We start from the raw sequence: 12,140 nt of genomic DNA on the forward strand, positions 1-12,140 counted from the left end.
AGGACAATGGCTGGACCTTCCGCACACGACGATCATCACTCGCATGGTCATTCCGCTCATGACGATCATTCGCATGACGCGCATCATTCCCATAAGCCGGGCTTTTTCGCCCGCTGGTTCCTGTCGACGAACCACAAGGACATCGGCACGCTCTATCTGATCTTCGCGATCATCGCCGGTATTGTCGGCGGCGGGCTTTCCGTCGTCATGCGCATGGAGCTGCAGGAGCCGGGCATCCAGATATTCCACGGTCTGGCCTCCATGGTTTACGGCTTCGAGGGCGACGCCGCCATCGACGGCGGCAAGCACATGTTCAACGTGTTCACCACCGCGCACGCGCTCATCATGATCTTCTTCATGGTCATGCCGGCGATGATCGGCGGTTTTGCCAACTGGATGATCCCGATCATGATCGGCGCTCCTGACATGGCTTTCCCGCGCCTTAACAATATTTCCTTCTGGCTGATCGTTCCGGCCTTCATCCTGCTGCTCCTGTCGCTCTTCGTCGAAGGCCCGGCGGGTGCTTATGGTGTAGGCGGCGGCTGGACCATGTATCCGCCGCTATCGACGAGCGGTATGCCCGGACCGGCGGTGGATCTTGCGATCTTCTCGCTGCACGTCGCCGGCGCATCTTCGATCCTCGGCGCGATCAACTTCATCACCACCATTCTCAACATGCGCGCCCCGGGCATGACGCTGCACAAGATGCCGCTGTTTGCCTGGTCGGTTCTGGTCACCGCGTTCCTGCTCCTGCTGTCGCTGCCGGTTCTGGCGGGTGGCATCACCATGCTTCTGACCGACCGCAACTTCGGCACGGCGTTCTTCTCGCCGGAAGGCGGCGGTGATCCGATCCTCTACCAGCACCTGTTCTGGTTCTTCGGCCATCCGGAAGTGTACATCCTGATCCTGCCCGGCTTCGGCATCATCAGCCACATCGTGTCCACCTTCTCCAAGAAGCCGGTCTTCGGTTATCTCGGCATGGCCTATGCCATGGTCGCCATCGGCGCGGTCGGCTTCATCGTCTGGGCGCACCACATGTATACGGTCGGCCTGTCGCTCGAGGCGCAGCGCTACTTCGTCTTCGCCACCATGGTCATCGCGGTGCCGACGGGTATCAAGATCTTCTCGTGGATCGCGACGATGTGGGGCGGTTCGCTGACCTTCTCGACCCCGATGGTCTGGGCGATCGGCTTCATCTTCCTGTTCACGGTCGGTGGCGTTACCGGCGTGCAGCTCGCCAATGCCGGTCTCGACCGTTCGCTGCACGACACCTATTACGTCGTGGCTCACTTCCACTACGTCCTGTCGCTCGGCGCCGTCTTCGCGATCTTCGCCGGCTGGTATTACTGGTTCCCGAAGATCACCGGCTACATGTACAGCGAGTTCATCGGCAAGCTGCATTTCTGGGTCATGTTCGTCGGCGTGAACCTGATCTTCTTCCCGCAGCACTTCCTCGGTCTCGCCGGCATGCCGCGCCGCTACATCGATTATCCCGATGCCTATGCCGGCTGGAACATGGTATCGTCCTACGGTTCCTATATCTCGGCCGTTGCCGTGGGCATCTTCCTCTTCGGCGTCTGGGAAGCCTTCGCCAAGAAGCGGATCGCCGGCAACAATCCCTGGGGTGAAGGTGCAACGACACTCGAATGGCAGCTGTCTTCGCCGCCGCCTTACCACCAGTGGGAACAGCTTCCGCGCATTCGTTGATGCGCGGGCCGGAAGGCGCAGGCAAGGCTTGTGCATTCCGGTTGCTGAAAAGCGGGACGGCATGGTTTCCTCCATGCCGTTTCCGAAGGCAGGTGGGTCCGTTGCTGCGTGACATTTTGTCCAAGCGAAGCGCGTCGTCCGACATGATACATGCGCGGATGTGATAAATGCCAAGTTTGGCCTTTATGAATAAGCAGGCGCAGACGAGTGGCGGAATGGGCGTGGCGAAACGCCGGCGAAAGGCATCGGTTCGACCCGATGTCGACCGTGTCGTGACATTCGGACCCATGAACTGACGCGCCGCGCATGCCGGAAATCATCTTCGTTTTTCGGGCCGGTGCAGGAGATGCCGCGGCAAGCGTCATCTGAAAGAAAACAGGACAGGAAATGACCGTTATCGACAATCGCGACATGCTTGGCGCAGAAGGCTCCGAACTTTCGGAAGCCGGCGCACGCGATTATTTCGAATTGCTGAAACCGCGCGTCATGTCGCTCGTCGTCTTCACGGCCTTTGCGGGTCTCGTGCTTGCGCCCGGCGAAATCAACCCGGTTCTCGGCATCATCGCGATCCTCTGCATCGCGGTCGGCGCCGGCGCCTCCGGCGCGCTCAACATGTGGTACGATGCCGATATCGACGCCGTGATGAGCCGCACCGCCAGGCGGCCGATCCCCTCCGGCCGCATCGCGCCGCGTGAGGCCCTGGCCTTTGGATTGACGCTGTCAGCCTTTTCGGTGGTCATCCTCGGCCTTGCGGTCAACTGGTTCGCCGCCGGTCTGCTCGCCTTCACAATCTTCTTTTACGCCGTCGTTTATACGATGTGGCTGAAGCGCTCGACACCGCAGAACATCGTCATCGGCGGTGCCGCCGGCGCTTTCCCGCCCATGCTCGGCTGGGCCTGCGTCACCGGCGGTGTTTCGCTTGACAGCGTCATCCTGTTCCTCATCATCTTTTTGTGGACGCCTGCGCATTTCTGGGCGCTGGCGCTGTTCAAGATGCGCGATTACGGCTCCGTCGGCATTCCGATGATGCCGAATGTGGCGGGCGAGCGCTCTACCAAGAACCAGATGATCGTTTACGCCGTGCTGACGGCGGCCGCTGCCGTCGCGCCTTATTTCACGGGTCTGGCAAGCGCCGGTTACGGCATTTTCGCTGCCGTGCTGAGCGCGATCTTCGTTTATTGTTCGCTCGATGTCCGGCGCATGCCCGAGGGTGACGAGAAGATGCTGCCCGCCAAGAAGATGTTCGCCTATTCGGTGCTTTACCTCTTCGCCATCTTTTCCGGCCTTCTGGCCGATCATTTCGCGCCGGCCCTGAAGGCCGTGATTTCGGGAGTTCTGTGATGGAAACGGTGGAACTGAGCGCGGCGCAGAAAAAATCGAGACGCGGACGCAACATCGCGCTCGGCGTCCTGCTCGCCGGCCTGGTGGTGCTGTTCTACATCATCACCATCATCAAGATCGGCTCGCATTGAGGGCCGATTGAGGGGAGAGGAGGAGGACATGGCGAATATGGAAACGCAGACGGCAGGAACCGGCAGGCAACGGGTGAGCAATCGCTCCATCCTGGTGCTCTGTCTCGTATTCTTCTGCGCCATGATCGGCATGGCCTATGCCGCCGTGCCGCTCTACACCCTGTTCTGCCGCGTCACCGGTTATAACGGCACGACCCAGCGCGTCGAGCAATATTCGGACGTCATCCTCGACAAGACCATCAACGTCACCTTCGACGCCAACACGTCGAACGGCCTCAACTGGGATTTCCAGCCGGTCGACAGGATGGTCAAGCCGAAGATCGGCGAGACGGTGCAGGTGACCTTCAAGGCGACCAACCGCTCGCCCGTGGCGACCACGGGAACGGCGGTCTTCAACGTCACGCCCATGGAGGCGGGCGCCTATTTCAACAAGGTGGAGTGTTTCTGCTTCACCGAAACGACGCTGCAGCCGGGCGAAACACTGGAAATGCCGGTGGTTTTCTTTGTCGATCCCGACATCGCCACGGCGCGCGAAACCAAGAGCATTCATACTTTGACGCTGTCCTATACGTTTTATCCGGCCAAAACCGAAAAACCGGTTGCGTCCTTGCCGGTAAAGACCGAATCTGGCGAAAGCAAATTGTGAGAGGAGATCTGGCCTTCTTGAGGCCGGATCAGGGAAGAGATACCAGGGGATTGTCGCAATGGCAGACACGCATCAGAAGAACCACGACTACCACATCATAGACCCAAGCCCCTGGCCGCTTCTGGCCTCGATCGGCGCCTTCATCCTGACCTTCGGCGGCGTCTGTTACATGCGTTACCTGTCGGGCGGCTCGTTCAAGCTGTTCGGCGCGGAACTCGCCAATCCCTGGCTTTTCTATATCGGCCTCGTCATCGTGCTTTACACCATGTATGCGTGGTGGGCGGATACGATCAAGGAAGCCAATGAGGGCAGCCACACCCGGGTCGTGTCGCTGCATCTGCGTTACGGCATGATCATGTTCATCGCTTCGGAAGTGATGTTCTTCGTGGCGTGGTTCTGGGCCTATTTCGATGCCAGCCTCTTCCCGCATGAGGCCATTCAGGCGTCCCGCCTTGAATATACCGGCGGTCAATGGCCGCCCAAGGGTATCGAGGTCATCGATCCCTGGCACCTGCCGCTCTACAACACCGTTATCCTGCTGCTTTCCGGCACCTGCGTCACCTGGGCGCACCATGCGCTGCTGCATAATGACCGCAAGGGCCTGATCAGCGGCCTCGCGCTCACCGTGGCGCTCGGCGTGTTGTTCTCCACCGTGCAGGTTTACGAGTACATTCACGCCCCGTTCGATTTCAAGAACTCGATCTATGGCGCGACCTTCTTCATGGCCACCGGTTTTCATGGTTTCCACGTCTTCGTCGGCACGGTCTTCCTGCTGGTCTGCCTGTTCCGCGCCATTGCCGGCGGTTTCACGCCCAAGCAGCATTTCGGTTTCGAGGCTGCCGCCTGGTACTGGCACTTCGTTGACGTCGTCTGGCTGTTCCTGTTCTTCGCCATCTACATCTGGGGTGGCTGGGGCGCGCCGGTGCACGGGTAACCGACGCCGGATAGAGCCTCGCCCAGAGCAAGGCATTGCCTATGGAGCGAATGGGACCCACTTGTTTCTTCTCCCCGCCGGGGAGAAGTCTGCGGCAGCGGGATGAGGGGGCAAGGGTGAAGATAAGCCTGCAGCTCGCCCCTCATCCGACCCTTCGGGCCACCTTCTCCCCGGCGGGGAGAAGAAAGTCGCGGCACCGTCGAGCAACAAACAGATGCCCGGGTTTTGAGGCAAGCTTCCAATAGATTGGACGTCATTCTCGGGCCTGACCCGAGGATCCATAACCCGCTGAAATCGTGGGTCCTCGGGTCAAGCCCGGGGATGACGGACGAGGGGTTAGGCAACTTCGCGGGAGGTCATCATGTCAGAACCATCAAACGGCAATTTCGCACCTGTTGATCCCATCAAGGTCGGTCTGAAAGGCTGCTGCCCGCGTTGCGGCAATGGCCGGCTTTTCGACGGTTTCCTGACCCCGAAACCGGCATGCAGCGCCTGCGGGCTGGATTACGGCTTTGCCGATGCGGGCGATGGCCCGGCCGTCTTTGTCATGCTGATCGTCGGTTTTCTGGTCATCGGGCTGGCGCTCTGGGTCGATCAGCGTTTTGCCCCGCCCGTCTGGGTGCATGTCATGCTCTGGTTGCCGTTTACGGTAATTGTCTCCCTCGTGCTGCTGCGCAAGCTGAAAGGAATCATGATTGCGCTGCAATACCGCAACAATGCAAGCGAAGGCAGGCTTGATCGTGAATGAGGTGTCCCACATGAAGGCGGCGGACAGACGGGTCTGGTTCGCCGCGCCGCTGGTGCTGCTGGCGCTTGCCATCCTTCTCGGCCTCGGCACCTGGCAGGTGAAGCGGCTCTACTGGAAAGAGGCCCTGCTGGCCGATATCGAAGAGCGGCGCAACGCCAGCCCGGCCACGATTGCCGATATCGAGGCGATGGCGAAAAGCGGCGGCGATATCGAATATCGCAAGGTCAGCCTTTCCGGCACCTTCGATCATGCCCGTGAGCGGCATTTCTTCGCCACCCATCAGGGCCAGACCGGTTATTACATCTACACGCCGCTGACGCTTGCCGATGGCCGCATCCTTTTCGTCAATCGCGGCTTCGTGCCCTTCGAACTGAAAGATCCGGCCAAACGGCCTGACGGGCAGGTTTCCGGCGAGGTCACGATAACAGGGCTGGCCCGCGCGCCGCTGGTTGCAAAACCGTCCTCGCTGCTGCCGGACAATGATATCGCCAAGAACATCTTTTACTGGAAGGATCTGGCGGCGATGGCATCCAGTGCCGATATCCCGCCCGACCGGCTGGTCAATCTCTTCGTGGATGCTGATAATGCGCCAAATCCGGGCGGCTGGCCGCAGGGCGGCGTGACGCTGATAGATTTGCCCAACAATCACCTGCAATATGCGATAACGTGGTATGGCTTGGCGGCGGCCCTTGTCATCGTCGCCGGTTTTGCCTATTTCCGGAACGGTAAGGCGCAGGGTGAATAAAGCGCGCCCCGTCCGGTAGGGCCGTTTATCGGGCAAGACCACGGAGCTGGCCAAGGAGCTGGCCAAGGAGCTGGAATGAACATCGCTGTTTCCAAACCCCCTTTGACGATAAGGCTGTGCGGACCGCGCGGCTTTTGCGCGGGCGTGGACAGGGCGATCCAGATCGTCGTGCTGGCGCTGAAGGCCTATGGCGCCCCCGTCTATGTCCGTCACGAAATCGTGCATAACCGCTATGTGGTGGAAGGGCTGGAAGCAAAGGGTGCGGTTTTCGTAGAGGAACTGCACGAGATTCCCGCCGAGCACCGCGAGCAGCCGGTGGTCTTCTCGGCCCATGGCGTGCCGAAATCCGTGCCGGAGGATGCGCAGGCGCGTAATCTGTTTTATCTCGATGCCACTTGCCCGCTGGTCTCCAAGGTCCATAAGCAGGCCATGCGCCACCAGCGCCTCGGCCGCCATGTGGTGCTGATCGGCCATGCCGGCCACCCGGAGGTCATCGGCACCATGGGCCAGCTTCCGGAAGGAACGGTCTCGCTGATCGAGACGGTGGAAGATGCCGGCCGTTACGAGCCGGCGGACCGCGAAAATCTCGGCTTCGTCACCCAGACGACGCTTTCGGTCGATGATACCGCCGGTGTCATCGCCAGGCTGCAGGAACGTTTCCCGGCCATTCAGGCGCCCGCAGCCGACAGCATCTGTTACGCAACCACCAACCGGCAGGATGCGGTGAAACAGGCGGCCCCCGGCTGCGACCTCTTCATCGTTGTCGGCGCACCCAATTCTTCAAATTCCAAGCGGCTGGTGGAAGTGGCACTGCGCGCCGGTGCCAAGCGCTCCGTGCTGGTGCAGCGGGCCTCGGAAATCGACTGGAATGAAATCGGCGATATCCGCACCGTCGGCCTTTCAGCTGGCGCATCGGCGCCTGAGGTCATCGTTGATGAGATCATCGAGGCCTTCAAGGCGCGTTTCGATACCACGCTCGATCTCGCCGTGACGGTTGAGGAGACGGAACATTTCCTCGTCAATCGCGAGTTGCGCAGCATCGAGCTGACGACCGACGACATGGCTTTCGTCAACGGCAATGCCAGCAACGCCCTGCCGCCGAAAAGCGCCGCCGGTATTTAAAGCGGGGTGGTGCTGATGTGGGCGGTTTTCCCCACATACGCCATCCTCACCCGAGATTTCCATTCCATCCTTCACCAAGAGATTTGAAATTGGCAGTTTATACGGACATCACCGAAGATGATCTGAGGAATTTCCTCACGCAATATGACGTCGGCAGCCTGACCTCCTACAAGGGCATTGCCGAAGGCGTCGAAAACTCCAATTTCCTGCTGCACACCACCGGGGACCCGCTGATCCTGACACTTTATGAAAAGCGCGTGGAAAAAAACGATCTGCCCTTCTTCCTCGGTCTCATGCAGCATCTGGCTGCCAAGGGCCTGTCCTGCCCCCTGCCGCTGCCGCGCAAGGATGGCGAGTTGCTGGGCGAACTGTCGGGCCGCCCGGCGGCGCTCATCTCCTTCCTCGAAGGCATGTGGCTGAGAAAGCCGGAGGCAAAACATTGCCGTGAAGTCGGCAAGGCGCTGGCCGCGATGCATCTGGCCGGCGAGGGGTTCGAAATCAAGCGCCCGAATGCGCTCTCCGTCGAAGGCTGGAAGGTGCTGTGGGACAAATCCGAGGACCGCGCCGATGAGGTGGAGAAGGGCCTGAGGGACGAGATCCGTCCCGAGATCGATTATCTCGCCGCCCATTGGCCGAAGGATCTGCCCGCCGGCGTCATCCATGCGGATCTGTTCCAGGACAATGTGTTTTTCCTCGGCGATGAACTGTCCGGCCTGATCGATTTTTATTTCGCCTGCAACGACCTGCTCGCTTATGACGTGTCGATCTGCCTCAATGCCTGGTGCTTCGAAAAGGATGGCGCTTACAACGTCACCAAGGGCAAGGCGCTGCTGGAAGGTTACCAGTCGGTGCGCCCGCTGAGCGAGGCGGAACTGGAAGCGCTGCCACTGCTGGCGCGCGGTTCGGCGCTGCGTTTCTTCCTCACCCGCCTTTATGACTGGCTGACGACGCCGGAGGGCGCGCTGGTGGTCAAGAAGGACCCGCTGGAATATCTGCGCAAGCTGCGGTTCCACCGTTCCATCGCCACTGTCGCCGAATATGGGCTGGCGGGCGAATGAAACATGTCGATATTTTCACCGATGGCGCCTGCTCCGGCAATCCCGGTCCGGGCGGCTGGGGCGCCGTGCTGCGTTACGGCGAGGTGGAGAAGGAACTGTCCGGCGGTGAGGCCGAGACCACCAATAACCGCATGGAGCTGCTGGCGGCGATTTCGGCTCTCAATGCGCTGAAAAGCCCCTGCGACGTCGATCTTTATACCGATAGCGCCTATGTGAAGGACGGCATCACCAAGTGGATTTTCGGCTGGAAAAAGAAGGGCTGGAAAACCGCCGATAACAAGCCGGTCAAGAATGTTGAACTATGGCAGGCGCTGGAGGCGGCGCAGCAACGCCACAAGGTCACCCTGCACTGGGTCAAGGGCCATGCCGGCCACCCGGAAAACGAGCGTGCCGACGAGCTGGCGCGCAAGGGCATGGAGCCCTTCAAACGCCGGTAACGCAAGCCTGCTTTAGTTCCGCCTGGTTCAGTCGGGGTTGATTTGGTCCAGCCTCCATTTATCAGGGTTGTGAAAACCGAAACCCGACTTATCTTGTCGTCAAGGGCGTCCCCGGGGCGCCCAATGGAGGAGAGGAATCCGGATGATCCTGCATTGTGTATTTCTACGGTTCAAGGCCGCGACGGCGTCTTCTGAAAAACACGCGATATTCGAGGCGATCGCTGCCTTGAAGGACGTGATACCGGGCATCGTCGATGTGAAATACGGTCAGAATGTCTCACCCGAAGGGCTGAATGGCGGTTTTGTCGATGGCTTCATCGTGACGCTGGAAAGCCCCGAGGCCCGCGACGACTATCTGGCCCATCCACAGCATATGGAAGTGGGGGAGCGTCTCGTGTCGCTCACCGATGGCGGCCTGGCCGGGCTTCTGGTGTTTGATATGAATGTTTGAGAGAGCGGCTTTTCGCCGCTCTCTTCCGTCATGCTCGGCTTGCCCCGAGCATCTGCAATGTCTCGATTGAACGGGGCGCGATGTCATCCTCGGCACAGGGCCGGGGATGACGCCTTATCGAGGGCCAAGAGGCCTTCTTCTTAACGTCAAAGCTGCTCGATCATCGCCGCGGCGGCTGAAACCGTCGCCTGACCGGGGTTTTCTTCGACGTTGAGCGACTTCACCACACCGTCTTCCACCAGCATCGAATAACGCTTGGAGCGCACACCAAGCCCGCCTGCGGAAAGGTCGGCGTCGAGGCCGAGCGCCTTGGTAAAGGCGGCGTCCCAGTCGGCGAGGAAGTGGATTTTGCCCTGGCCGCCGGAAGACTGCGCCCATGCGCCCATCACGTGCCAGTCATTGACGGCGACGACGGCGATATCGTCGACGCCCTTGGCGAGAATGGCATCGCGGTTTTCGAGATAACCCGGCAGGTGGTTCAGCGAGCAGGTGGGGGTGAAAGCGCCGGGCACGGCGAAAAGAACCACCTTCTTGCCGCTGAAAAGCGCGTCCGTGGTGGTTTCCACCGGGCCGTCGGCCGTCTTTTCCTTGAAGGTTGCGGAAGGCAGTTTTTCGCCGATCTTGATGGTCATGTCCATGCTCCTGTGGTCGTTCGGTTCGCGCGACTATAGAGCACGGAAATGAAATCTGTCATGCGGTTTTCGAGGTAAATTCGAGAGCGAAACACCGGCTCGGCGATGCTCGAGGAAGCGCTCAGGGTTTAGGGAAATTCAGCATCGTTTCCATGGCCCGGTCGCCGGATTTGACCAGAATGGGCCAGCTGTTGCCCTGCACCTGATAGGTTTTCGGCAGCCCCTTGATGTTCATGTAGAAGGAGAGCTTGCGCTTGTCGCGCACCAGGTTCTGCGGCTCGTAATAGGCAAAGCCGGAGGGGCCGGCGATGAAGATCTCTGTCTCCTTCGGCGCGTTTTCCGGCAGTTGCAGCTGCACGCCGAGCATGGTCTTGTCGGGCGTGATGTGGAAGTCGATCACCTTGAAATCGTCGGATGCCGCTTCGGGCAGCGTTTCGCGCGCCTCCTCCAGCAGACGCCGTTCCTCGCGGTCGTCATCGTCCGCATTGCCGCGGTCGATCGAGAATGTCGCCTCGAAGGGGATACAGATATTCTGGCATACACCGATGAAGGCGGTGAGGTCGATCTTCCCGCCTGCCGCCGGGTCGGTTGCTTTCAGCTGGAACGGAAGGCTGACGGCGTGGTCATAGCCGATATCGGTGATATCGCCGTTCTCGATCAGCTTGGGAACCGGATAGGCCATGGTGGTAAGCGTCACACCGCTTGCCGCATCGGGCGTGATCTTGGGCGGTATGCCGGCTTCGCCCGGTTCGCGCCAGTAGGTTATCCACCCGTCCTTCGGCTCGATCTGCAGCACCCCGCGCACCACGCCGTCGGCATCCATGGCAAGGCTCGCCACGCGCATCTGGCCGCCTTCGCTTCTCGCCCAGTCGGTAATCTCGGCCCGGGCAGCCTGCATGCCGCCGAGGAAGGCGGTAAATGCGACCGCAAGGTGAAGATGTGAAAATCGAAAGAATATCCTGACGCTCATGCTTCCCGTCTAACCCAACATCGGCCGGCGGACCAGTTACGAATTCGTGCGGCCCATCATTTTCGGTTGATTGATGGAACGCTATGCCGCATCCTGTCCTTTGTCGAAGTGCGAACGCCGTTTTCCGTTAAACGACGGAATTCGGTCTGCTGGAGGCGCCGGTGAGCTTTTCAACCCTGATGGACAAACGCGAACGTGGCTTTCTCGATGGTCAGTTCCTCATCGCGATGCCGGGGCTGGACGACGGCAATTTTGCCCGTTCGGTGATCTATATCTGCGCCCATTCGGATGCCGGCGCCATGGGCTTCATCATCAACCGGCCGCAGCAGATCACTTTCACCGATATTTTGCTGCATCTGAAACTGGTCGATAGCAACGATGCCATCATGCTGCCCAACCGCACGCGTGAATTTCCGATCCAGTGCGGCGGCCCGGTCGAATCCGGCCGGGGTTTCGTGCTGCATTCCGATGATTATTTAAGCGAATCCAGCATCCCGGTCAGCGATGACATCTCGCTGACGGCGACGCTCGATATCGTTCGTGCCATCTCCAACGGCCGTGGCCCGCAAAGGGCCACCATGATGCTCGGTTATGCCGGCTGGGGGCCGGGCCAGCTGGAAAACGAGATCGCCAATAATGGCTGGCTGAATTGCCCGGCTGCGGAAGAGCTGATCTTCGACCGGGGGCTGGACAATAAATACGAGCGGGCACTGGCCCTGATGGGCGTCGATGCGCGCATGCTCTCCACGGATGCCGGTCACGCTTGAATCTGGCACGCCTGAATTTTCCGCTGCCCGCCCATCCAATTATGGGCTGGAACAAAATCCCGCCCCCTGACGTTACTCACCCGGAAAGCCGGACAGACAGTACGGTTCAACCAGGGAGCAGTAACATGGGTAGCACATCAGACAAGATCGCCGGTAAAGCCAACGAAGTTGCTGGCAAAATCAAGAAGAGCGTCGGCGAAGCGACGGGCAATAATGAATTGCGCGCCAAGGGTGCCGCCCAGGAAACCAAGGGCAAGGTTCAGACTTCTGTCGGCAAGGCGAAGGACGCCGTCAAGGGCGCCGTCGACCGCATGTAATCCCGCCTGACGGGACTGCGCCTTTCCACGATGCGGCGCCTGGAGCGCATGTGTTACCGCACATGCGCTCTTGTCGTGTGATGCAGATACTTTCCGTCAGAAGCGGAGTTTCTCGGAGCGCGATTGAACGGGAC

General features: G+C 60.0%; 15 protein-coding genes. 13 read left to right on the forward strand and 2 right to left on the reverse strand.

Translation table 11 applies throughout. From position 1 onward, the window contains the following. The first annotated feature begins 6 nt into the window (after positions 1-6). The 11 genes from ctaD to N434_RS09250 all read left to right on the forward strand — a co-directional run bounded on the left by ctaD (position 7) and on the right by N434_RS09250 (position 9,320). The gene (gene ctaD, locus N434_RS09200) at positions 7-1,707 is read left to right on the forward strand and encodes a cytochrome c oxidase subunit I (RefSeq protein ID WP_065115047.1); all 1,701 of its coding nucleotides are present in this window, start codon (positions 7-9) and stop codon (positions 1,705-1,707) included. A gap of 387 nt (positions 1,708-2,094) precedes the next feature. Then, the gene (locus N434_RS09205; protein ID WP_065115048.1) at positions 2,095-3,048 is read left to right on the forward strand and encodes a heme o synthase; all 954 of its coding nucleotides are present in this window, start codon (positions 2,095-2,097) and stop codon (positions 3,046-3,048) included. Continuing rightward, complete coding sequence (locus N434_RS26090; protein ID WP_003521105.1) at positions 3,048-3,179, forward strand: cytochrome c oxidase system small membrane protein; 132 nt, start codon at positions 3,048-3,050, stop codon at positions 3,177-3,179. The genes N434_RS09205 and N434_RS26090 overlap by 1 nt, the downstream gene beginning before the upstream one ends. Positions 3,180-3,207: 28 nt before the next feature. After that, positions 3,208-3,825: a cytochrome c oxidase assembly protein gene (locus N434_RS09215; protein WP_065115049.1), complete on the forward strand. Its 618-nt coding sequence runs from the start codon at positions 3,208-3,210 to the stop codon at positions 3,823-3,825. Between the two features lie 58 nt (positions 3,826-3,883). After that, the gene (locus tag N434_RS09220; RefSeq protein ID WP_046798508.1) at positions 3,884-4,759 is read left to right on the forward strand and encodes a cytochrome c oxidase subunit 3; all 876 of its coding nucleotides are present in this window, start codon (positions 3,884-3,886) and stop codon (positions 4,757-4,759) included. A 361-nt stretch (positions 4,760-5,120) separates the two neighbouring features. After that, on the forward strand, positions 5,121-5,507 hold the full coding sequence (locus tag N434_RS09225) for a DUF983 domain-containing protein (protein WP_065115050.1): 387 nt from the start codon (positions 5,121-5,123) through the stop codon (positions 5,505-5,507). Between the two features lie 10 nt (positions 5,508-5,517). Continuing rightward, positions 5,518-6,252 carry an SURF1 family protein gene (locus N434_RS09230; RefSeq protein ID WP_110757321.1) on the forward strand — a complete coding sequence of 245 codons (735 nt, stop codon included), beginning with the start codon at positions 5,518-5,520 and terminating at the stop codon, positions 6,250-6,252. A gap of 75 nt (positions 6,253-6,327) precedes the next feature. Continuing rightward, positions 6,328-7,374: a 4-hydroxy-3-methylbut-2-enyl diphosphate reductase gene (gene ispH / locus N434_RS09235; protein WP_065115052.1), complete on the forward strand. Its 1,047-nt coding sequence runs from the start codon at positions 6,328-6,330 to the stop codon at positions 7,372-7,374. 89 nt (positions 7,375-7,463) lie between these two features. Then, on the forward strand, positions 7,464-8,432 hold the full coding sequence (locus N434_RS09240) for a homoserine kinase (RefSeq protein WP_110757323.1): 969 nt from the start codon (positions 7,464-7,466) through the stop codon (positions 8,430-8,432). Continuing rightward, positions 8,429-8,869: a ribonuclease HI gene (gene rnhA / locus N434_RS09245; protein WP_110757325.1), complete on the forward strand. Its 441-nt coding sequence runs from the start codon at positions 8,429-8,431 to the stop codon at positions 8,867-8,869. The genes N434_RS09240 and rnhA overlap by 4 nt, the downstream gene beginning before the upstream one ends. Before the next feature lie 142 nt (positions 8,870-9,011). After that, positions 9,012-9,320, forward strand: a complete 309-nt coding sequence (locus tag N434_RS09250) for a Dabb family protein (protein ID WP_065115054.1) — start codon at positions 9,012-9,014, stop codon at positions 9,318-9,320. A 146-nt stretch (positions 9,321-9,466) separates the two neighbouring features. Here N434_RS09250 and N434_RS09255 read toward each other — a convergent pair whose 3' ends face one another. After that, positions 9,467-9,952: a peroxiredoxin gene (locus N434_RS09255; protein ID WP_110757327.1), complete on the reverse strand. Its 486-nt coding sequence runs from the start codon at positions 9,950-9,952 to the stop codon at positions 9,467-9,469. Positions 9,953-10,073: 121 nt separating this feature from the next. Continuing rightward, positions 10,074-10,922 carry a protein-disulfide reductase DsbD domain-containing protein gene (locus N434_RS09260; protein WP_110757329.1) on the reverse strand — a complete coding sequence of 283 codons (849 nt, stop codon included), beginning with the start codon at positions 10,920-10,922 and terminating at the stop codon, positions 10,074-10,076. Between the two features lie 161 nt (positions 10,923-11,083). On the opposite strand from N434_RS09260, the gene N434_RS09265 reads away from it, so the two are divergent. Together N434_RS09265 and N434_RS09270 are read left to right on the forward strand one after the other, a co-directional pair. Then, a complete protein-coding gene (locus tag N434_RS09265; protein ID WP_003521117.1) occupies positions 11,084-11,689 on the forward strand; it encodes a YqgE/AlgH family protein in 606 nt (201 codons plus the stop codon). Positions 11,690-11,814: 125 nt separating this feature from the next. After that, entirely contained in the window at positions 11,815-12,006 is a 192-nt protein-coding gene (locus N434_RS09270) for a CsbD family protein (RefSeq protein ID WP_065115057.1), read from the forward strand. Positions 12,007-12,140: the final 134 nt, after the last annotated feature.

Source organism: Rhizobium sp. UGM030330-04, assembly GCF_003208455.1.
Classification (GTDB): domain Bacteria; phylum Pseudomonadota; class Alphaproteobacteria; order Rhizobiales; family Rhizobiaceae; genus Agrobacterium; species Agrobacterium rhizogenes_A.